A 22,303-nucleotide genomic window follows, 5' to 3' on the forward strand; every position below is an offset into this window, starting at 1 on the left:
TCCGGTTAAATATCTGTTCTGTCCCACTTGTCACACAGTGACTGGATATCTCTTGCAAAACGATCCAGATCTTTATTGGGGCAGCCTTCATTCTTCCGGATCACGGACATCAGGCGACGTCCCATAGCCAACAGCTTCTCATATGCACGGGCAGCCTTGGTTGTTTTCGGCGAAGCAGTTGCCTTTACGATCCGAACACCAACAGCCTCATGGATACACCGGTTCTCCAGAAGATCATATTCAGTTCCACTAAAGGGTGCTGTTGCATCATACCCAAGCTCTTCTTTAAGCCTCTGGGCAAAAATCTCCGTCACCGTATCATCACCATGCGTAACAAATACGTGTTTTGGTCTCGTGTCAAAGGCTTTCGCCCATTCTATAAGTCCGTTTACATCAGCATGACCGCTGATTCCCGGCATTTTGCATATTTCAGCAGCTACCTGCACAGTCTCACCAAACAACTTCAGCTCCACAGCACCTTCCAATAATGCCCGTCCCGGAGTTCCGATAGCCTGGTATCCAACAAAAAGAATGGTATTTCTGGGATTCCACAGATTGTGTTTCAGATGATGTTTGATACGACCAGCATCACACATACCACTGGCGGAAATGATCACCTTGCAGTCCTCATCAAAATTGATAGCTCTGGAATCATCGGTAGTAACGGAGGTCTTCAATCCCGGGAAGGATAACGGATTGATACCTTTATTCAAAAGATCCATTGCTTCCTCATCATAGCAGGTATATGCATTCTCACTGAAGATCGTAGTTGCCTCATTGGCAAGGGGACTGTCTACATATACCGTAAAACCATCATGGCCGTGAACCAGTCCCTGTTCTTTGATCTGTCGGATAAAATACAGCATTTCCTGAGTACGGCCTACTGCAAAGGACGGAATCACCAAACTGCCGCCTCTGTCAAAGGTCCTCTGGATGATCTCTGCCAGTATTGCCGGATAATCCGGACGTTCTCCATGACTGCGGTCTCCGTAGGTAGATTCCATCACAACATAATCTGCCTCTCGGATATATACCGGATCTCTGATCAGCGGCTGATTGATATTTCCGATATCGCCGGAAAAAACGATCTTTTCTGTTTTGTCCTCTTCCGTCATCCAGACTTCAATACTGCTGGAGCCAAGAAGATGTCCTGCATCCACAAATCTTACTTCGATTCCCTCTGCCGGTTTGATGATCTTATCATATGGGCATCTGACGAAGTTCCGGAGCACACCCATGGCATCTTCCATAGTGTACGCAGGAATAAATTCCGGTTTTCCTTCTCTCCGCCCCTTTCGGTTTCTCCACTCAGCCTCGAACATCTGGATATGTGCGCTGTCACGAAGCATGATATCGCAGAGATTACAAGTTGCCTCTGTCGCATAGATCGGCCCCTGATAGCCTTTTGCATACAAGGCCGGAAGATTTCCGGAATGATCCATGTGTGCATGTGTCAGAAGCACAAAATCCAGATCACCCGGAGCCACCGGAAGCTCCTTATTCTCATAATAATCCGGTCCCTGCTCCATTCCATAATCCACCAGAAACTTCCGTCCTGCCGCTTCCAGATAATAACAGCTTCCAGTCACCTCATGCGTAGCACCGATAAATGTTATCTTCATGCACAAGCCCCCTTTTCCGTCCCACGTTCTGAAATTTCCATATCAAAAAAAGCCTGAAGGATCTCTCTGTGATATCCGATCGTCCAGAAACGCTGTGATATACAATTCCAAGAAGAAATAATCGACTTTTTGTTTATTAACGGTTTGTTATTGTATTTATTATACACGAAATATATGTTTTTTGACAGTCTTTTTGTGAAATATGTTTCTTTTTTTAAGGGGATTTTTTTAGGTTTTTTGATATTATTCAGAATTTTTAGACATTCCCCAGCGAAGGTAATGTAAAGTTTACTGGATTTTTTTATTTTTTGGGGTGTGACATCGCTGGGGATGTGAGAGTTGATTTGTTATTTTACTAAAACACCGCTGGTTAATGTTGTAGTTGATTCCTTGCTTCCATCTTTTGCTGCATGATATCCTCGTACGCGATAATAATAACCGCTCGGAACGATAACTGTCAGTCCCTTATTTAAATGATCTACATTGTTTGCTGTATAACTCCAACTTTTATAAGTAGAATATGTACCTTTTACTTTCCGTTCCAAATATATCTCCAAATATACTTTATCACAAACATGATGACACTGTGTTATTCCTGAAACAGCCACCTTATTGCTAGCCATTTTTTTCACAGAAGTTGTTCCAAAATTTAAATTGTTGCCTCTTAACATACTGTATGTAGTATCTTCAGCATAATCCGCATCTGTATCCGTATCCACTGAAAAATCATCTGATAAATTCTCTGCCATTACAGGTGACGCAAACAATATGCTGCAACAGCATACTAATAATAAATTTCGCACAATTCTTTTCATTTTCTCTTTCATATAGTGCCTTTCCACCTTTAAACTTCCATTACAATATATATACGAGTTAAGAAATAAATTATCTCGTCAAAATCTTATGTTTTTTATCATTTTTAAAAATTCTTCTTTTTCCATCTTTCCACTTATCTCATAAAAAGCGGTATTATCCTTCCAATAAGCAACATAATTTTCTTTTTTATCCTGATTATCTTTTATTTTTTTTATTTCAATTACAATATTTTCATCTTTCCACTTAAGTGTTTCTAATGTTTCTCCATCTAAATTATAATCACTATTTTTACTGCTATCACTATGATCATTAATATATAATGTTATAATTACATTTTTATAATCATACTCTATCAAAGCATTGCCAATATCCGTGTTAATTTCATAGCTTTTAAATTTAAGTCCAACTGGTCTGTACATAAATTGGGGAATTGTATTTAAATTTAATTTATTTTTCACTTCATCTAACGCCATCTGCTCATCCTTCTGCGCTCTCTCATTTTCTTCATCATTTTCAATTGAAATACTCGTATCATCCCCAGCCCAATACCTCACAGAATCAATAAAATAACTCCTGTTCGCCTGGCTGGTCATGCTTGCGGCGAAGATACCGGCTGAGCATACAAGTACTGCTGCCGCTACGCGAGCTGTTTTATGACTTTTCTTTTCGGGCAGATAAACGATTTTTACATTCTCTTTATGATCATCAGTTTTAATACTGTCAGTTTCGTCTTCTTTGTAAACACCATCTGCTTTCAGTTTTTCTACAAGCCTCTGATAAGCAGCCTTTGCCTCCTCTTCTGTTTCTCCATCATCAGGAATCACTCCATCTGGAAACAGGATTTTTTCCATCTCTTCGGTTTCTTTTTCATATTCTTCTGCCAACCATTTTTTCAGTTCGGCATCCCTGAAATTTTCCATTATTTTTCTCCTGTAATCCTATCTTTCCTTGACAATTCCTCCGTTAGAGTTCATATTTAATGATAGTATATGACTATTCAGGAGGAATCCAAATGAAACACATCGTACTTACCGGCGGTGGTACTGCCGGACATGTAACTCCAAATATTGCCCTGATTCCAAAGCTCAGGGAGCTTGGTTATAAGATTTCCTACATCGGTTCCTACGAAGGAATCGAAAAAAAACTGATCGAAGAACTTGGAATCCCATATTATGGAATCTCATCCGGAAAGCTGAGACGTTACTTCGATCTCAAAAACTTCTCTGACCCGTTTCGTGTACTGAAGGGATTCAGCCAGGCCAGAAAGATTCTGAAAGAGCTGAAACCGGACGTTGTTTTTTCTAAAGGCGGTTTCGTTACGGTTCCCGTTGTGATCGCGGCCAAACGTTTAAAAATCCCCGCATTGATCCACGAGTCCGACATGACTCCAGGTCTTGCCAATAAACTCTGTCTCTCTTCTGCATCCAGAATCTGCTGTAATTTTCCTGAGACAGTCGCCAATCTTCCAGCTGACAAAGCAGTTCTTACAGGAACTCCGATCCGCCAGGAACTTCTTTCCGGAAATGCGGAAAACGGTCGTAAATTCTGTGGTTTCACTGCTGACAAACCGGTACTTATGGTTATCGGTGGTAGTCTGGGAGCTGCTTCTGTCAATGATAATGTCCGCAAGATCCTCCCTGAACTTCTGAAAGAATTCCAGGTTGTCCATCTCTGCGGAAAGGGAAAAACCGATAAATCTCTCAACGGTACTGCCGGATACGTCCAGTATGAATATATCCAGGACGAGCTTCCGGATCTGTTTGCCATGGCTGATATCGTGATCTCCCGCGCAGGCGCTAACGCAATCTGTGAGATCCGCGAACTTCATAAGCCAAATCTTCTGATCCCGCTTTCTGCAAAAGCCAGTCGTGGTGACCAGATCCTTAACGCTCGATCCTTCGAACGCCAGGGCTTCAGTAAAGTGCTGGAAGAAGAGGAGATTACAGAAGAAAAGCTTCTGGAAACCATCCGCCAGCTCTATACCGATCGTCAGAAATATACAGATGCTATGGCAGGAAACGGCCAGGTAGATTCCATCAGTAAGATCACTGATCTTATTGAAGAATGCGCCAGAGCCTGACTATATTTCCACAACAGCCATATGAAAACTCTGCCACTCCCTTCCGGGCTGGCAGGGTTTTCTTTTATTCGTATACTTTGCGAAATTCTTCCTGCAGCCAGCGCTTCGCTTTATATATCCTGTTATTGACACCACTTTTCGTCAGACCATATTCTTCTGCAACTGTTTCAACGGAAATCTCCAGATATTTGACCTGAATTAAGATCTCATAATTTATCGGCTGTTTCTTTCGAAATCTTCTCAGCACCATATACATAAATTCTTTCTTCTCTTTACGCAGAAATACCTCTTCCGCATCGACCGAATTCTGTTCTTCCAGAAATGCCGCAACTTCTTCCTGACAGACAAACTCATGCTTGGAGCTTGATTTCTTTATATAATCCAAAGCCTTATTCATAGATGCCCTCTTGATCAGAGAAAACATCATCTTTTCATTATCAATATTCAGGCCATCCTTTATAGTATACATTTTGTAAAGTACATCCTGACTGACATCATCAGCAGCACTCCAGTCATGGAGAACTCCATACGCATACCCTCTGGATATTTTTCGGTATTTAAGATAAAACTCTTCAAATGTCTGATTATTCATTTTTCCTCTTTAGTGGCTATTTGTCATTCTTTAATTTTCTTTAAGATTTCATCTCTCACCTCATCGCTGAGTTCTCCGGGTTTCCAGGTTAAACCAACACCATCTCCCTCATATCTCGGAATCAGATGCATGTGAAAATGAAACACAGTCTGTCCTGCGATCTCTCCATTGTTCTGCACAACATTAAATCCATCACAGTTCAGTGCATCTCTCAGCTTTCCTGCCATTTTTTTAGCCAGGATCATTGCTTTTCCGGCAGTCTCATCCGGAAGTTCATAAATATTCACTGCATGCTTTTTCGGCAGGATCAATGAGTGTCCTTTGCTTGCCGGTCCCAGATCCAGAATCACGCGAAATTCCTCATCCTCATAAAGTGTTGCTGATGGAATCTCTCCATTTGCGATTTTACAAAATATGCAATCTCCCATTATTTTGTCCTCCTTGTTTGCAAAATTATTTTATCTATATTCTTATTTTGTCGTATTTTCTCGAATTTTTCAATACTGTTCTTGTTGATATTTGAAATTTCTGATGTTAATATTTTTTCGAGGTGATAATATGTGCAACGATACTACAGTCAGTAAATTGAAAAACGATTTTCATTATACACTTTCAAAATTTTCACATGAACTCCGGAATCCTCTGACTCTTATTAACAGCGGACTCCAGATGATCGCATCTGCACATCCTGATGTCAAAGAATATGAGCACTGGGATGATGTTATGGATAATCTTGATTATGTAAAAGAACTTCTTGATGAACTTTCTGCATTTAATAATGCAGGCCATGTCAAAAGAGAAAACATTGACACCTGCAGCTACCTCCAAACGATCCTTTCCTCCATAAAACCTACTCTGGATTATCTGGAGATCACACTTGAAACAGATATTCCGGATTCATTGCCATCGATGGCTCTTGACCGGATCCGTGTCCGGCAGATGCTTCTGAATCTTCTGAAAAACGCATGGGAAGCCGTTCCTATTCCCGGAGGAAAGATTTCTTTTTCTGTCATTCCGGAAAATTCCGGCATCCGCATTGATATCCGGGATAACGGATGTGGAATCTCAAAGGAACAGCAGGCTACGATATTTCAACCATTTTTTACAACCAAAGAATCCGGGACCGGCCTTGGCCTTGCTGTTTCAAAACAGATCGCTCAGGCACACAGTGGAGACATCACGCTTGAGAGCGCTCCCGGTCAGGGAACTGTTTTCCATATTTTTCTGGGATGATAAAGAATTACAGCGATCAGGAAACCACTCAACAAACCGCCTATATGCGCTACGTTATCCACGCCTTCACTTGCAAATCCAAAATACAGTGAAAATGCGGCCATGATCAGCATCTGTCTGACAGTCAGATCCGCCACTCTTCCTCTGTGCCGTATGATCACATAGATCATACCGCCCATGACTGCAAAAACAGCTCCGGAAGCTCCTGCAGATAAAGAAGCGTTTCCTGCATACATATCAAAAAACAAAGAGAGCATATTTCCGCCCAGACCACCAAATATATAGATCAGAAAAAATTTTATCTTTCCTGTTACCGGTTCCAGCCTCTGGCCAAGCACAAACAGAACCAACATATTATTGATCAGATGCGGCGCACCAAAATGCAGAAACATACTGCTAAACATCCGATACCACTGTCCCTGTTCCAGGATCAGCGGTGCATAAGCAGCACCGCATTCCAGCATATGCTGCCCGTTCTCCGAGCCGCCGGTAAATTCCACCACAAGAAAGATCAGCGTATTTATGAGGATCAGTAAAACTGTCACAGGTTCTTTTTTTATTTCTTCCAATTCCGGCCTCTTTCCACAGCGGTTCCGGAAATATTTCCCATAACTCGCTGTTATAATCTGAAAATTCGAATTTATTTCATTATTTTAACAGATTTTCATCAGGCGGACAACCTACTGTCCCATGTTAATACGATACAAAACTGGATTTTTCGCTCTGTTATTTCAAAAAAATATAACGGGCCTGTGCAAAATCAACTTCATCCTCATCCTCCAGCAAGTAATCTTCTCCTGTTTTCAGAAGCTGTCCATTTACAGAAGTCCCATTTCTGGAGTTCAGATCTGCCAGATAATATGCCCCCTCCCTTTTTCGGATCTTGGCATGGATTCTGCTGACAGTTGGTATATTGATCACTGCATCCGCCGCAGTTTCCAGTTTTCCGATCACTGTGATATCTCTTTCCAGATAAATGGTAGCCAATTCCCCCGGTTCCCGGCTCACCAATGTAGCAGGACCTTTGGATGCACCTGCAGAAAGAACTACCGTTTCACCAAATCCATCTAAAAAATCTTCCGCTTTTGTCGGAATATTTTTTTTGATCTGTTCCAGTTCTTTTCTGCTGTCATCGGCATTGCACCCGGACAGCGCACCAGATTCTTTCTGATCTTCAGCATATACAGCTGCCTCTTTTTCCGCCGCACCATATTTCTGTTCAGGCACCGGCGTATCCAGTTTTTTCTTTTTTCCACAGACTTTTTTGATCAGAATATAGCTCAGCATCCCCAGTATCATTGCTGCAAGAATTCCCAGAAGAAAAATTTCTTTGCTTATTCTTGGAATATATCCGCCGGCCATTCCTGCCGTAATTCCCAGAAGAAGCACCAATGCTGCACCAAATCCAGCCACTGGCTTCCATATTTTGTTTGTTTTCCGCTTCTGTGAGTCCGCTGAAGATTTTTTCTGTTTTTCATTTCCGGACACACTGGCTCTTTCCCAGCCTTCCACCTGCCACAGATCCTCTGCTTTTTCCTCCTCTGTCATCCTGTTTTCTTCCTGAACCACTGTTTTCTTTTTTTCATATGGAGAAAAATCTTCCTCGTCGCTGTTACATATTTTATATAACTCTTCCTTGATGTATTCCAGATGAAAGCTGTCCTCCAGTGCACGTCTGTATACATTATATCCCAGCATAACCGCTTTTCCGTCTTCATGATCCAGCTTTGGAAGGATATACTCCGCAAGACTCTGAAACTGTTTCTGTATTTCCCCATGAAATCCCGGAAGATAACAAAATCGGACACTTTTTCTTTCCGCATCCAGATAGATATATTCCGGTTCCAGGATCAGCTGACAGGGATTCAAAAGATACTCGGACATTTCTTCCATGATCTGTATAAAGCCTCCCAGTATCACCTGAAGCGACTCCAGATCCATCTTTTTTTCCTCAAAAAGCGCAGTCATGGAATGCCTGGAAGTTATATCATAATACACCATGAATTTTCCGTCGATTCCCTGTATCCGACACTGAAGAAGATCAGGCACAGCATTGGCCACGATCATCCTTACCTGGTAAGAATCTGTATCGATTCTCTCATCTCCTGTCAGGATCAGATAATTATGATTCATATCTCTTTTATATTCCGTTCTCATTTTATGGCGTCACCTCTCCCAGCATATCCACAGTTCCTTTTACCTTGCGGATCCATCCCACAGGCCGCAGAGGCTTTGCCTTACCACTGACTTCCAGCTTCCATTTCTGCCCCAGGAACCCGGCAGGTACTTCCAGTCTGTAAGTTACTTTCACAGTTTTTCCTGCATTTGTCTGCATGCTCAGATTCTCTCCTCCCGGCAGCCCGATATCTCCCAGCATTCTACCCTGTATATCCGCCTTTTCATATATGTTCCCTTTCTTTTTATATCCTTCCATACTGCCACTGACTGCTGCCTCATAAGCTGCCGCAGTGAGATATGCTCTGTCATGTACAAAAAAATCCAGATACAGCACTCCGATCAGTATCATAAGCACCAGAGGCATGAGCAATGCAGCTTCTATTGTAAAGCTCCCCTTTTTTATTTTTCTCACAAAAATATCCCTCCCAAATATCCGATCAACAGAAACGGTACAAAAGGAATTTCCTCACTTCGACTCTTTTTTAGCATAAGATACTCAATGCCTGAGTAGATTCCGCACAACAATAATGCACCACAGAGGATCCCTGCCAGTTCTCCGGCTCCCAGCACAGAGCCCATTGTCAGTATCAGCAATCCGTCTCCAAATCCGACCATTCCTCCACTGATCAAAGCGATCAAAATTATAAATACTCCGATTCCCATGGAAATAATCCCTGCCGGCCAGAGAAGCCCCTGCCTGATCTGCCACAGGATCCCGCCTGCCAGAAAAATAAAAAGCACCGGTAAACAGATTTCTTTTTTTCGGATATCTGTCCAGGTATTAATTACAAGAAGTACAGTCATGCAAATTTTTACACTGCTCATGATCTCTCCCTTCAGCCACATCGTCCGCAGGCACTCATTTCACCGGAAACCTCCGTTTCTTTCACCATCCGTACAGATCGTTTCAATGCGCTGCAACTTTCCCTGTTATGAAAACGGTTACTCTTTTTTGTGATATATACCACTCCGGCCGGTTCCTGCCCACGACTGCACAGCTCACAGGCCTGATACTTTTCTCCATATGCATTTTTTAAAGCTTTAACCGAAGAGCCTGATATCTGCTGAACAGACAGATTCAGATAACTGCACCCCAGTTTTCTGTGATACACACTTCCTGATTCTGTCACATACACCATAGGCTGGCTCTCCACTGTATCCTTTCCATTTTCGTATACCACACCATTCCACGTATGGACCTTTACCGTATTATGGAACCATATTTTAGGAAGCGGGATCAGACCGCCTATGGGCTGATAGGAATATACGTCCGGCAATGTGATCGTTTCTGTACCTGAACCGCCGGCACCATACGCATACATACCTGCTTCCTTTGCTTTCTGGCACAAGCCAGTCAGATGCTCCGTCTGTACCTTGTAAATATCCATAAAAGAAAGCAGCGTGAGCACTCCGAAAAAAAACAGCGGCAAAGCCATCGCAGTCTCCAGAGTGAGACTTGCTTTTTTCAGAAAGGTGCACAGGGATACTTTTCCAGAAAGCGTTTTCCGGCTTATCGGGGAAAGCAGGAAAAAAGCTCTTCGAGAGCGCCTTTCTCTTTTTTGATCCAGTCTGTTTATCTGATTTTTATCTTCTTTTTCTTTCTGAAAAAGCATCCCTGTACACCTCTCTTTCTATTCATACGCATACTGACGTGTAACTGTAAATATTTTCCGTCTGTTTGCTTTTACATCTGCAGACGCTTCCATGGCAGTGATGCAGTGATCCATCTGAAAACCCGGTCTTTTTCCCTTTTCACGTACAGAGCACTCGATCATGTCCATTCCTCTCAGAATTTTATCCTGTTTTCCTTTCGCCATAAGCAGAACCTGAAGATAATCCTCATAAGACATTCCATTCCCTGCATCCTTTCTTGAAGAATCCAGTTTGTCCAGGATATTGGGCAGATTACTCAAAGACAGCTGCCAGTCTGAGGAGTTTTTTATAAGAGGTACATGTCCTCCTGCAAAAAGTTCCCGGACATCCAGAATACTCTCCGCAAATGCCCAGCAAAAGATCAGTGCCGCTTCGATCACTGCTGCCGCCGGTGGGATCAGAAAACCTGATGCAATCGCCAGCGCCAGTGTTTCGACCTGTATCCGTTTTCCACTATCTGAAAGCAGATACGCCATGTTAACCCCCTGACGGATCACCAGAAGTTTTCCTGCCACGGACTTCAGATTTTCCCGATCACTGTTCTTCCCTCCAAGAATATATTCCACCTGATAATTCAACCCCGCCGCTGCCGGTCTTCGATAATTTCCCAGTTTCTTTAGCAGATACTGTCCAAACAATATTCCGGACGTATACGAATTATCGGATCGTATATCCGTATCCAACATTAGTCCTGTCTGGAGCTTTCTTCCGGATGTAAGGCTTTTTCTGTCTGTAAACGCATCCGATATTCCCCGTTCGGATGGTACTACCAGATCAAGAAGTCCCATTTTACGGACTCTTCTGATGATCGGAATAGGATTTTCCACGCTTTCATCAACACCGCCGGTAAAATCATCCCCATTTCCTGCATCCGAAAAATCTCCCTGGTTTTTTTGTTGTTCCTGTTCTTTTTTTGCTTCTTCGCTCTTCTGCGCGGCGTCCGTAATAGCAGAATCATAGGAATCCAACGTTCCTTTATTTTCTGCCTGTTCTCCTTTTTTCTCTGCGTCCTCTGTCTTCTTTTCCTGATCCTTCAGTTTTCCGAGAAGAGTCTGTACCCCCTGGCTTCCCAGAGTTTCACGCATATACTGAACAGCCTGCTGGTAAAAAATCTCGCCTTTTCCGTCGCTCAGAAGCTGATAACCATTGAATCCGCCCTGGAGAAGCTCCAGTTTCTGACTGTTCTGTTTCAATACAGGTTTCATATAAGTCTGAAAATCATCATATACAGAAGCCATATCCAGTTCTTCTTTTCCACCTGCATACAGTGCAAACAGCTCATAATCTTCCAAAAGCGTTCGGTCATACTGTCCAAATAAGGAATATAAGCCAATATCCATACTGTTAAGTATCTGTGTCCTAGCAGCTGCCATGCGTACAGATTCAATGCTGGCACACACAAGAGAAAGAACCAGGCTCAAGATCAGAGCCAGAAAGATCGTAATGCTGCCTTTTTTCACATTTCCTGCCAAGGGGTACCTCTCCTTTCCAAAACGGAAATATCAGCAGATATCACCGTTTTTTCTCATTTTCAGATCGTGTTGCTTTGTTTTGTGATTTTTGTAAGGATTTTTTTAACAAGTGCTGTAAGCTGTTCCTTAAAGATGATGACCAGACTGATCAGAACCACCAGAATCAGGATGATCTCCACAACACCCACCGCATCCTCTTCCATCGCAAATTCTTTTACATACTTCCACATATTTTCATTTGTCACCTCACATTTCCTTTCTCTGTTCTCCAGTCCTACCCTCCGTAAAAGGAAAGGCATGCCGGCAGCATGATCACCGCCATCACCACCAGGAGCATCAAGACCATCGGAAGAAGCAGTTTTGTTGCTGCTGTATCTCCTAGCACTCTTGCTTTTCTTTTTCGCTCCTCCCAGGCTTCCACGGATTCCTTTTCCAGCAGATCGGCCAGATACCTGCTTCCTTTCTGGAGGTTCTGGATCAGTAGTGTTGACAGAGTTTTATACTTTACCTGTCCGCACCGTTCTCCAAATCTCCGGTAAGCCTCTGCTTCGGAAATCCCACTGTCCATCTCATAACAGGCTACTCGGATTTCTTCGTAAGCCTCACGTTTTTTACCATCTTCTCTCTTTCCGTAATCCAGTGCTATTTTCTGGAACGCTTTTCTGGCAGTTAAGCCTGCCTGCACCAGAAGGGTAAATTTCATGATCAGTCCTGGATAATCCATCAGCATCTGTTCTCTTCTTTTTATCTGAGCATTCTGTTCTTCCCGTTTTTTTGCAATGACAGCTGCTGCCGCTGCTGCCAAACCAAGAGCTGAAAGCAGGTTTCCTGTTTTGTCTTTTGGCTGCTCCCATTCAAGATGTTTTCCATTCCATTCATCTGGAAGATAATAGTACTGCGGATCGTTTTTTTTCTGATTATATTGTACGATCATGTCCTGCAGCTCTTTCTCGCGCTGCTGTTCTTCGCTAAGTTCTGTTTCCGGTTCTTCTTCGGATCCTTCTGTTTCTTTTTCCGGCACCTGCACATACAGGGAACCGGCTTCTTCTCCGTCTACAGATACTTTGAATTTCTCTTCATAAGCACCTGTCTCCTCTTTTTCCATACGGTATCCGGATGAATAAACCTTATCTCCGCCACTTTGAAATGTCAGGAGCATACCGATGATATTTCCGGTAAGCGCTATCCGTATAAACAGTTTCTTTTCTTCCGGATTTCCGGCTTCCGGAGGCAACCGCCCCATTTTTCCTGCCAGAAACACCCCAAGGATCACCATAAATATCAAAATATGTATCCACATTATCCTCACCTACACTTCTATGTCTACAATCTTCACACCCAGCCAGTAAGACAAGCCATAGATCACCATGCAAACTGTCATGGCACAGATTCCGAAAGGATTCCCATAAAGTACATCCAAAAATCCCGGCGAAGTCAGTTTCAGATAGCAGATGATACCGGCCGGCATGATACTCATAACCATCTGTTCCGATTTCTTTGCGGCCAGCGTTGCCTCGATCTCTTTTTTTACCTCGATCTTATCACTAAGCATTCTGGCTACTTTCTGGATCACCTGCGTCATATCCCCGCCTGTTCTTTTTGCTGTATAAAATACTGCTGCGAAATTTTCAATATCTTCCACTCCGCTGCGTTTTCCCAGATCCAGGAACAGCTCTTCCACCGGAACACTCAGACGCAGCTGGCTTTCGATATACCGAAATTCATCCAGTATATCACTTCCTTTTTCATAAAGTCTCCCCAGATCCTTTACACTGGCACGCACCGCATTCTCCGCGGAATAGCCGGCCTGTACCGCCACATTCATGGCCGTCAGAGCATCCCGGAACTGGTAATTCAGCTCCCTCTGCTGCCGTGCAGTGCATTTTTTCCTCTGCATTTTCAGAAAAAGCACTGGTATTGGAAGCATAAACAGCAACACAGGAAGGCTCTGATAAAACAGATAGTCGGCTGCAGCGCATACGGCAGCTCCCTCCAGAAGATACTTTGCGGTCTCCTTCCCCGTAAAATGATACATCCTGTAATCTTTCCTCGTAGATCTCCATTTCTGATTCTTTCCTTTCCGCTCTTTCATAGTCTGATTCCTGCCCGTTTCATTTTTTCACAATGCAAAAGTTCTCCGGTTTTTACAAGTCCCTTTCCTTCTTCCCAGCGATACAGCGGCCTGGTCTGGATCTCTCCGTTTTCAAATCCACATACTTCTGTGATTTCCAGCAGCTTTCTGCTTTTATCCCGCATACGCCCGAGATGTACCAGAATGTCTACCCCGGAAGCGATCTGCCTTCGGATTGCTTCCAGGGGAAGATCGATCCCCATCAATGTCATCGTTTCAATTCGGGAAAGCATATCCTGACTGCTGTTTGCATGAAGTGTTGAAAGGCTTCCATCATGTCCCGTATTCAGGCTCTTTATATGGACTCCCTATGTTCCCATCATGCAGAAATACAATATCTGTACTTAATATACACTGTATATAACGTTATTATCTTGCCATTCCACAGTTGCAAAAAGAAAAGAGAGCCTTTCACAGCCCTCTTTCATATTGACTTTCTCATTCATTTGTCATACTTAACAGTTTGGCAACCAATGTCTCTAAACTTTTTCCCCAAAATGGGACAAAGTCTGGTATTGCACCAAATGCCATCCCAATTATTATCATTCGCCCACATTCTCTTGCAGATTCCAATGCAAATCCATAACTCAAAACACCTGTCAGAATAAATATAATTGATAAAAAGTAAAGCAAAATATTTCCCAACATCATCGGAATTTTTAATAACCAGCGAATCAATGTCATTACTGCAAGAATTAAATATAAAAACACTTTTATTATGTACTTAACCAACATTTTTAATCCCTCACTTTTTTGTCTTTCCGGACAGCAAGAATCTTGCCATCCGGACTTCCACTTTTTTGCTATCCGGGCTGCAAAATTCTTGCTATCCAATGCAGTTCATTATCCTTTCGTGTATATCATTTCCGTCAAAATCATCTCTTCTGCATCATGACAAAGGGTATTCATCCTCCTTGTCCATTCCATGTTGTCTTGCCTTTTTAATTCCTCTGTAATTCCTTCTTTCTCCATCATCTGTTTTACTAATTGTTCTTCTCTATCCCTTGCTTCTGCATCAATCTGATTCAAATGCTCGACAAGTTTTCCTTGTAACAACAATATTTGATATTTTGCCTTTCTGTGTTCCTGTAAATAGCTTTTACGAAGCATCCCATATTTCCCATAAGTTGGTTCGATATCTGTAAGTGCCAATTCTGGCAAATAATAATCACCACATAACATATAAGTAAGTCCATTTTTCTCATCATAAATTTCGTTCTGCATAAAATATTCTCCTTTTCTTCCTATAATTGGTCGTACATCTTCAACAGTGTTCCCTTTTTCATTTGACTATATTTCACCTGTAATTCTTCATATTTTTTCTGAAGACTTTCATATTCGTTTTTCGGAACACTATCGGATAATTTCTGTTCTAAACTCTTAATCCGTGCTTCCTGTGCTTTTGCAATAGCATCACTTTTAGGATTTCGCAATATCATTCCCTGTTGTTTTTCCTTCAATTCCATCATGACCTGTTTCACATTCGGATTATTATAGAAAAAACCTCTGGAAAGTCCTGTTAGTTTTGTAAGTTCAGCAACTGAAATTTTTATATTTTTTCTATACATTGTTTCAATAGCTGTTATTGCTGTTTCCGTCATTTCCGCACTTTTTTCTTTTGCCAGTGCTACCATTTTATCGTGTTTCTGCATTTTCCTTTTCCCTCCTGTATTGTGCTAATAATTCATTCATTTCATCTCGTACAGCCTTTGTATCCTCCGCTAATGCTTCGTTTCTTAACCGCCGATAATGTGGTATGGTTCGTGTATCCTTATGCCCCAACAGCCTTGCAATGCTATCATCATCTAATTTCATTTCTGTAAGTTTTACTCCAAAAGTATGTCTAAAACGATGTGTACGAAACTCAAAATAATTTCCCTTATCATCCCTGATATCATTTTCATAAATCATGATATTTACATGATATTTCAGCATTGAATCTGTATACAATTTTCCATTATCTTGCAGAAAAATATATTCTGAATCTGGATGCTCCTTTTCTGAAACTTCTATTGCTTTTCTAATCAATTCTGCCAGCTGATCGCTAACTGGTCTTTTGTATTTCCTTGTTTTCTGCTGGATAATAGTTATAAAATAATGTCCAGATTTCTCAGATAAGCAATCCCTTCGCAAAGTCAACGTATCCTCTATTCTTGTACCGAGCATCTGATGTATTATTAAACATCTGCCTAACTGGGGCTTTAATTTTGTTAATGCACAATTAAATCTTCTGATTTCTGCATCTGAATACGCTTCTGGTAAAGCGTTGTCATATGCTCTGCAATCACTGGACAGAAAAAGGTTGCATATATTTCCTATTTCCAGTTCACGCCCTATTTCATCCAACAGATTATCCAAAACCGACAGCTCTGTCGTGTAACTGACTGATGTAAGACCGGTATCCGTTTTTATATAAACCAGATAATCTTCTATCATATCCCTGCTAATTTCTGTAAAGTGCTTTACTTCTGGGAATCGATCATACATGAAACTAGCAAACCGACGGAATCCACGCAATTCACCTTTTATACTACCCATTGCTTTTGTCTGGCAGTGGCTATACAATATTTTCTTTATTATCTCTTTAAATTCTTTCTGCCTGATCTCACGAAAATCTAATCTATATCTTCCACGAATCGGATTACTCCTTGGCACAATATCCAACTTTCTCATATCCCATACATCTTTTTCATTTTCTGGAATATCTGCTGTTTTACACTTCACAACATACTCATAATACATTTTCAGAAAAGAAATCTGAGCGCTACTTTGTTGCTCAACATTCCGCCTATCCGGTCTATTTCTTCTAACATACAGCGCCAATCCTTTTTTATATAAAAATGCTTTATAACTTCTCTCCAGTTCTTCCCATTTTTTATCAGTGATGCTGCTACAACTTGTACACTTCTCATTCAGAAATTCTTTCAACAGATCAAATCTGTAAATATCATTTACTACTGTTGATAATGACAAACGTCTACATCTATCATCGATATACCCATAAATCTCATCCTGCATCTTTTCATTATGAATCTCTGATATGTAGTACACCCTGTTTTCCTTCCATTTCAGTCCTGCCAACTGTTTTTCTGTAGCTTGTTGATAACAGTCATACGAAATCAAATTAATATTACCTTTCATCATCTTCTGCTCCTTTCAATTTAAATGACTGATTTTTAGAGAAATATTTATCTTCAGCCGATACAATACGTTCCGGCATGAAATCAATGTACTGTTTTGTCATATTCTCACTTGAATGTCCTAGATAATCTCGTACCCCTTGTATAGAAACCCCATTTCCGTACATTGAAGTTGCAAGGTTATGTCTGTAATCGTGTGCTCTAAAGATATAATCTCCGCAGGCAATCCCACGAACCTTACACTCCCGAATCATCTGATTTGAAAATGTCTGTCCATTAAATGCACCACCCTTTTTATTTTTGAATAAATACTCCCCATTTTTTATTCCGTACTTTTTTTCATAATCATTCACCAGTCCAACCAATAAACTGGGAACAGGAATGACTTTTTCTCTCCGCATTTTGCTTTGATATATGCGCATCCAATTCTCATTGCCTTGTGAATAAAAGGCTCCCGATTTTATTGTACAAACCTCGCTTTTCCTAATTCCTGTGCAAAACAAAATCAAATACATCAACTGTAAATGCTCTGGGAATGCCGGCAGCTCCTTAATCAGATGAGCAATTGTTTTTTCTGGAACACTTCTTTCATTGTGTTCTGAAAAACCTTTTTTTAAAAATCGTTCCGGATAAAACTTCAACACTTCAATATTTTTCATTTTCAAAAACTGTAGAAATGTATGCATATGTGTGATATATCGGTTAAAAGTAGAATACTTAATATCGGACTTATCCAAAACAGACACATAACCCTCTATATCTTGTATCTCCAGTTCAGTTACTTTCTTACTCTGTCCATCCAGATATTTTAAAAATTGTGAAATAAAACTTATTGTATTTCGGATATTTGATAAAGACAGATCCGATATCCCGACCAAATATTTTGTGTATAATTGTAAATACCAACGATTTTCTTTTTCGTAAATATTAATAAATGAAAGGCTTTTAACAGGTGAACTGGCATTGATTCTCGATTTATCAAACTGAAACCTATCCATATACCAGATACACGCTCGCCAATTTGTCTCTGAATCTGTCAGAAATAACGTTCTTCTCGCAAACTCAACAATCTTAGAAGCCTGTTTTTTTATAATTTCCGACTCCTTGTTTAAATACAGATAAAATCTGTTTTCGTCTGCCTGTTCCATTTCTTCAATATCATCTATTCCGTACTTATCGCAAAACCGTATAAGTGCTTTTAATGGTTCTAAAAAATATCTTCGATGTCTTTGTACCTTATCCATATTCAGAATTTCACACAGCAATATTTTTGTCTGTCGCACCAACTGTGATGAATGTATCCCCGTTAAGTCCCATAACAAATCATTCTTATCGACCACCTGACGAAAAGATTGTGCTTTCTTCTTATTGGGGACATACAGCAAAAACAATTTGTCTTGCTTAAAAAACTCCTGTTCTACAGAGAAGGGCTTTCCTTGTGAATAGACATCTGGCATATTTTCTATTTTTAAACGATCAAATAAGCTCAGTAATTCCTCTTTATATTTTTCTGAAATATCCTCTTTTTCAAGAGAATCCATATACATTTTTCTCGTTTCATAGTTAATATCTGCAGTACACTGTATATCTGTATACTGAAAAAATTTGTATAACCGGTTATAGTATTTTGCTTCTCCAGTCGTAACTAAAGATATTTCTTCCTTTAATTTCTCAGATATTTTTTCCTGATATAACTTCGGAACAATTTTTAATACTGCCAAGGTAATCCCTCCTTCCTTTTACAGAAAATCTGCAATTTGGTATAAATCTTCATTATTTGAGTAGTATTGATCTGTCGCTTCTATCAATCGTTCATTATTTTCACCCAAGTATTTAATGGTAGTTTCAACTTTCTTATGCCCCAGGGCAAAACGAATGTCATTCAAATCCCATCCTTCTTTTCTTCTTTCCTCCGCAAAATAGTGTCGGAGCTGATGCGGATGGGAATTGATATCCGTTTTTTTGGATAGCCTTTTCAACATGCTATACACAGAAGCCGCATCTAATGGCTCTCCTTTGTTTTTTCCAGTTAATTTTGTAAATAGATACTCCGAGTTCATCAGACTTTTTCGGTTATCAGAAATGTACTTAACCAAGAACTCAAAAGTTGTATTACTTAACAAAGCCATTCTATATTCTGCATTTTTTGCTCTTGCCAAGTTGGTATTGGATTCACGATACCTTACCCGAACCGTCCTTCTTTCAAAATCAATATCTTCGGTATAATGGATTCCCAGAATTTCCCCTAATCTAAGACCGGTTTCTGCCATCATTGCTATCAGCAATCGATCTCTATCATTCGTACAGGCATTTATCAGCTCCTGTATTTCTTCGGATGTTATTTCTTCCAGATTAGGTTCTTCTTCTTTGAAGAAACCTTTAAACGAATTCACTGCATTTTGATGATTTACTCCCATACTGTCAAAATATGATACTTTTTTTACTCGTAAGACTTTAAGCATTGGCAAAACATCTTCCAGTGCCAAAAACTGGTAGTATCTGAAGACTGCACCAAGATACATATTGCAGGTCTTATTGCTCGTCTGTGTATTATGCTCAGTATGCTTTCCACTCTTAACCCAATACAAGAAATCAATAAAATGTTTATTCTGCTCTGAATAGGATAGCAATGTAATCTCATCCAATCCTATCGTTTGCTCCTGCAGATAATTGTAATAATATGAAAGTGCGAAGGCTGCGGATTTTACAGTATTCGGAGAAGCATTAATCTGATCCAGATGCTTCAAATACTTTGATGGAAGAATTTCAATTTCTTCAATATCAGAAATAATCAAAAAACGTGGTCTATTATCTTTCAAAACCGAAACAACCCTATATTTCAATCCACAGCCCTCCTTCCTTTCTTTTCGATTCGTTTGACTTCTTTGACTTCTTGATTTACATTATACACAAAGATATCAAAATGTCAATTACGTTTTTGACTTCTTTGACTTTTAAGAGAATATCAATAAAGCATTTTTTGATTTCTTTATGTTTTAAATTGATTTTTAGGGATATAATTGATAAAATAAAATACAAGAAGTCAATTTATACAAAGTCAAAGAAGTCAAGAGGAGATTTGAATGAACGAATTTATATCAAATTCAGGCACACTAATAAATCCTGACAGCGTTTACGATCAGGAAAGATTCATCAATATACTTCAAATCATTTTACAGAAAAAAACACAAAAAGAATTATCTGAACAAACAGGCTTAAATAATGCAACCATTTCACGAATGCTCAACGGTGTCCGATCTGGAAGACCATATAAAAGCACTATTGATAAAATTGCAAAAGCCATTGATGATCCAGAACTTATCCAAGAATTATATGATGCAACGGGATATTCTTCTAAAAAAATACGGGAACGAAAAAAGATAATTGCAGACAATGGATTTTCTTTGGATCTCTCTACTGTTCAGGTGCATGAAAAGTTTTTTTCTACCTTAATGCGTGGACTTTCCATGATGACAAGTCTTCATAAAGTTGAATGGACAATAAAATCTGGAACGCCCAGATCATACGATTATTTAATTGAATTAAAAGAGGGAAATATAGATTATTGGTATATTAGATATGTAGATAGAATTACTTCTGATGAAGAAAGGAAAAAAGCCTTAACTGCCATTTATGGAGAATTTGCAAAATTGAAATTGGGCGGAAAAATCAAAGTTTCTTGCGCCACTCCTTCTTACGAAGATTATGATTATTTTATTACAATTCCGCCATACCAATTAAATACAAATGCTTCTATTATACATTTTGATTCTGAACTCGAAAGATTTGCAGACGAAACCTTTTTAGAGACAGCTTTACCACTTAAAGAAAATATTCCTGTTAAGGATTTTTGTAATCTTACCGAATCACTGATACTATAACTTTTTGGTTTTATCACAGAGAGAGTTGCTTATGGCTCTCTCTTTTTTTAACGCTTCCTCCTCCCATGTTCTAACTCATTATGGCAAATCATTTTCTAAAGCAAGTATCGCCTAGAGTAACTCAAAATCCCATTTCTGGATTATGATTCTCTGACGAACTTAATGGAGATTACGATTCCCCATACCCTCAATATCACAAAATATCAAATTTTGCTATTAGCTCATAATAAATTTTCGCAGCTATCTGTTTTTGCACTCATAGTTATCAAAAGCTTTTTATAACCATCTGCTTCTACCAGTAACAAAATGTCAATAGTTTTTTAATCACTTTTTCAAAAAAGGCAAAAAAATAGAACGTATAGATTATTTCCATACGCTCTATCTCACATTTCATATTAAATTTTTGAATTCTACAAACTGTAATTTGGTGTGTGCTTTATAAATTTTTTCCAATCCACTCAAGTTCGTTCATGGAATCCTTATTTTTTTCAAGTTCATCTCTGGCTGTTGCATAATATGATTTTTTGAAAAGCATATCCCATGAAAGATATTTTGCCATACAGTCAAACTGCTTATCAATCAGCTCATACTGGATGCTGCCTACGGGAGAACCACCTACAACAATTGTGCCAACTTTTTTGTTTTTTAACTGCAATCCACGGCAGTAGCACTTATCAATGATAAGTTTCAATTGTGCTGACATTCCCCACCAATAAACTGGTGTAGCAAAAAGAATCATATCTGCGGCAGCAATTTTATCAATGGTAGAATTTGTATCATCCTTATCGACGCATCCCTTAGAGCATTGACAGACACCACATCCCTTGCATGGTGCAATGTTGAGTTTGTCGGGTTCAATGATTTCAATTTCATTCTTTTCTGACGCTCCTTTTATAAATGCATTGATTGCTGCCAGCGTATTTCCTTTTCTGGCACTTCCATTAATGATTACAATTTTCATGCGTGTATCCTCCAACTTCCGATTTGTTACTCACATGATATCATATTTTTTCTTCAATTACATCCACCTAATTTTAATACACTGCCTGTCGACTTGCTTCTGTAACCAGCATCCGGTTAATCTTCTCCTGCATTGTTTCCTTTGCATTTTCATTGAAATGATAACGGACAACATAGACTGTCTTCCCGATTTTCTTTGTAAATGTGTTACCCTCTGTTTTTGTATTCATCATTTTTTCCATAATCATTTCTCCTTTCTTTTGGAGCCCCAGCAGAGAGTCATTCCATTGGTCTCTGTCAGAACATTATTCTTTAAATCAGGCCCAAAATGGGCACTTCCAGTTTCACAGGCTACCTATATATAGCCTTTTCATTTTTGCTTGCAAAAAGCCTTGTGATCACAGCACTTTTTTAACGTAAAAAGCGTTTTAATATGATGCAGCCAACGACAAGAAGCATATCTAACAAATATCATTGTCTATCACTTCTGTTTTCTCTGCCGATATCTCTCTGGTTAATGCCTAATAATCTTCCCTGCCAGACAA

General features: G+C 39.9%; 25 protein-coding genes and 1 pseudogene. 3 read left to right on the forward strand and 23 right to left on the reverse strand.

From position 1 onward, the window contains the following. Positions 1-5 precede the first annotated feature (5 nt). The 3 genes from NE638_RS00215 to NE638_RS00225 all read right to left on the reverse strand — a co-directional run bounded on the left by NE638_RS00215 (position 6) and on the right by NE638_RS00225 (position 3,358). The gene (locus tag NE638_RS00215) at positions 6-1,622 is read right to left on the reverse strand and encodes an MBL fold metallo-hydrolase RNA specificity domain-containing protein (protein WP_173732618.1); all 1,617 of its coding nucleotides are present in this window, start codon (positions 1,620-1,622) and stop codon (positions 6-8) included. A 347-nt stretch (positions 1,623-1,969) separates the two neighbouring features. Further along, positions 1,970-2,449: a DUF6147 family protein gene (locus NE638_RS00220; protein WP_049947028.1), complete on the reverse strand. Its 480-nt coding sequence runs from the start codon at positions 2,447-2,449 to the stop codon at positions 1,970-1,972. Positions 2,450-2,515: 66 nt separating this feature from the next. Then, on the reverse strand, positions 2,516-3,358 hold the full coding sequence (locus tag NE638_RS00225) for a DUF4367 domain-containing protein (protein WP_021652844.1): 843 nt from the start codon (positions 3,356-3,358) through the stop codon (positions 2,516-2,518). A gap of 92 nt (positions 3,359-3,450) precedes the next feature. Here NE638_RS00225 and NE638_RS00230 point away from each other — a divergent pair, with 92 nt between their 5' ends. Further along, complete coding sequence (locus tag NE638_RS00230) at positions 3,451-4,518, forward strand: undecaprenyldiphospho-muramoylpentapeptide beta-N-acetylglucosaminyltransferase (protein WP_044962288.1); 1,068 nt, start codon at positions 3,451-3,453, stop codon at positions 4,516-4,518. A 64-nt stretch (positions 4,519-4,582) separates the two neighbouring features. Here the strand turns inward: NE638_RS00230 and NE638_RS00235 are convergent, their stop codons facing one another. Together NE638_RS00235 and NE638_RS00240 are read right to left on the reverse strand one after the other, a co-directional pair. Then, entirely contained in the window at positions 4,583-5,110 is a 528-nt protein-coding gene (locus NE638_RS00235) for an RNA polymerase sigma factor (protein ID WP_118368464.1), read from the reverse strand. 23 nt (positions 5,111-5,133) lie between these two features. After that, positions 5,134-5,538 carry an HIT family protein gene (locus NE638_RS00240; protein ID WP_161209124.1) on the reverse strand — a complete coding sequence of 135 codons (405 nt, stop codon included), beginning with the start codon at positions 5,536-5,538 and terminating at the stop codon, positions 5,134-5,136. Between the two features lie 130 nt (positions 5,539-5,668). On the opposite strand from NE638_RS00240, the gene NE638_RS00245 reads away from it, so the two are divergent. Then, complete coding sequence (locus NE638_RS00245; protein WP_044962286.1) at positions 5,669-6,343, forward strand: two-component system sensor histidine kinase NtrB; 675 nt, start codon at positions 5,669-5,671, stop codon at positions 6,341-6,343. Here the strand turns inward: NE638_RS00245 and NE638_RS00250 are convergent. The 16 genes and pseudogenes from NE638_RS00250 to NE638_RS00325 form a co-directional block, all read right to left on the reverse strand. Further along, positions 6,310-6,912, reverse strand: coding sequence for a rhomboid family intramembrane serine protease (locus NE638_RS00250; RefSeq protein WP_021652840.1), 603 nt, complete (start codon positions 6,910-6,912; stop codon positions 6,310-6,312). The two genes, NE638_RS00245 and NE638_RS00250, sit on opposite strands and share 34 nt — an antisense overlap. Before the next feature lie 157 nt (positions 6,913-7,069). Continuing rightward, positions 7,070-8,500 (reverse strand): DUF6382 domain-containing protein, encoded by a 1,431-nt coding sequence (locus tag NE638_RS00255; RefSeq protein WP_021652839.1) that lies wholly within the window; start codon positions 8,498-8,500, stop codon positions 7,070-7,072. Between the two features lies 1 nt (position 8,501). Further along, complete coding sequence (locus tag NE638_RS00260) at positions 8,502-8,933, reverse strand: TadE family protein (RefSeq protein WP_021652838.1); 432 nt, start codon at positions 8,931-8,933, stop codon at positions 8,502-8,504. Beyond that, the gene (locus NE638_RS00265) at positions 8,930-9,346 is read right to left on the reverse strand and encodes a prepilin peptidase (protein ID WP_156906941.1); all 417 of its coding nucleotides are present in this window, start codon (positions 9,344-9,346) and stop codon (positions 8,930-8,932) included. Before NE638_RS00265 ends, NE638_RS00260 begins: the two co-directional genes overlap by 4 nt. Before the next feature lie 11 nt (positions 9,347-9,357). Beyond that, positions 9,358-10,134, reverse strand: coding sequence for a hypothetical protein (locus NE638_RS00270; protein ID WP_021652836.1), 777 nt, complete (start codon positions 10,132-10,134; stop codon positions 9,358-9,360). A gap of 18 nt (positions 10,135-10,152) precedes the next feature. Beyond that, positions 10,153-11,646 (reverse strand): DUF5702 domain-containing protein, encoded by a 1,494-nt coding sequence (locus NE638_RS00275; RefSeq protein WP_202031280.1) that lies wholly within the window; start codon positions 11,644-11,646, stop codon positions 10,153-10,155. Between the two features lie 59 nt (positions 11,647-11,705). Further along, positions 11,706-11,876, reverse strand: coding sequence for a Flp1 family type IVb pilin (locus tag NE638_RS00280; protein ID WP_044962312.1), 171 nt, complete (start codon positions 11,874-11,876; stop codon positions 11,706-11,708). A 44-nt stretch (positions 11,877-11,920) separates the two neighbouring features. Beyond that, positions 11,921-12,946, reverse strand: coding sequence for a type II secretion system F family protein (locus NE638_RS00285; protein ID WP_021652833.1), 1,026 nt, complete (start codon positions 12,944-12,946; stop codon positions 11,921-11,923). A gap of 9 nt (positions 12,947-12,955) precedes the next feature. Then, complete coding sequence (locus tag NE638_RS00290; protein ID WP_021652832.1) at positions 12,956-13,738, reverse strand: type II secretion system F family protein; 783 nt, start codon at positions 13,736-13,738, stop codon at positions 12,956-12,958. Continuing rightward, positions 13,735-14,076 (reverse strand): annotated as a pseudogene (locus NE638_RS00295) (ATPase, T2SS/T4P/T4SS family); the annotation flags it as partial. The gene NE638_RS00290 and the pseudogene NE638_RS00295, both read right to left, overlap by 4 nt. A 139-nt stretch (positions 14,077-14,215) precedes the next feature. Next, positions 14,216-14,611, reverse strand: coding sequence for a hypothetical protein (locus NE638_RS00300; protein WP_227275210.1), 396 nt, complete (start codon positions 14,609-14,611; stop codon positions 14,216-14,218). A gap of 9 nt (positions 14,612-14,620) precedes the next feature. Beyond that, complete coding sequence (locus NE638_RS00305) at positions 14,621-15,001, reverse strand: TnpV protein (protein ID WP_055151993.1); 381 nt, start codon at positions 14,999-15,001, stop codon at positions 14,621-14,623. 20 nt (positions 15,002-15,021) lie between these two features. Then, positions 15,022-15,429, reverse strand: a complete 408-nt coding sequence (locus NE638_RS00310; protein WP_008374214.1) for a DUF6262 family protein — start codon at positions 15,427-15,429, stop codon at positions 15,022-15,024. Next, on the reverse strand, positions 15,413-16,921 hold the full coding sequence (locus NE638_RS00315; protein WP_237985075.1) for a tyrosine-type recombinase/integrase: 1,509 nt from the start codon (positions 16,919-16,921) through the stop codon (positions 15,413-15,415). The genes NE638_RS00310 and NE638_RS00315 overlap by 17 nt, the downstream gene beginning before the upstream one ends. Further along, the gene (locus NE638_RS00320; RefSeq protein ID WP_161284630.1) at positions 16,908-18,638 is read right to left on the reverse strand and encodes a tyrosine-type recombinase/integrase; all 1,731 of its coding nucleotides are present in this window, start codon (positions 18,636-18,638) and stop codon (positions 16,908-16,910) included. Before NE638_RS00320 ends, NE638_RS00315 begins: the two co-directional genes overlap by 14 nt. Positions 18,639-18,656: 18 nt before the next feature. After that, positions 18,657-19,760, reverse strand: a complete 1,104-nt coding sequence (locus NE638_RS00325; RefSeq protein WP_173686098.1) for a tyrosine-type recombinase/integrase — start codon at positions 19,758-19,760, stop codon at positions 18,657-18,659. Positions 19,761-20,000: 240 nt separating this feature from the next. Between NE638_RS00325 and NE638_RS00330 the strand changes: the two genes are divergently transcribed. Next, positions 20,001-20,798, forward strand: coding sequence for a helix-turn-helix domain-containing protein (locus tag NE638_RS00330; RefSeq protein ID WP_055262245.1), 798 nt, complete (start codon positions 20,001-20,003; stop codon positions 20,796-20,798). Between the two features lie 436 nt (positions 20,799-21,234). Here the strand turns inward: NE638_RS00330 and NE638_RS00335 are convergent, their stop codons facing one another. Together NE638_RS00335 and NE638_RS00340 are read right to left on the reverse strand one after the other, a co-directional pair. Continuing rightward, complete coding sequence (locus NE638_RS00335) at positions 21,235-21,759, reverse strand: flavodoxin family protein (protein ID WP_173686097.1); 525 nt, start codon at positions 21,757-21,759, stop codon at positions 21,235-21,237. Positions 21,760-21,832: 73 nt separating this feature from the next. Then, positions 21,833-22,000, reverse strand: a complete 168-nt coding sequence (locus NE638_RS00340) for a transposon-encoded TnpW family protein (protein WP_173686096.1) — start codon at positions 21,998-22,000, stop codon at positions 21,833-21,835. Positions 22,001-22,303 lie beyond the last annotated feature (303 nt).

The organism is Blautia sp. MSK.18.38 (assembly GCF_024460535.1).
Lineage (GTDB): Bacteria > Bacillota > Clostridia > Lachnospirales > Lachnospiraceae > Blautia_A > Blautia_A fusiformis.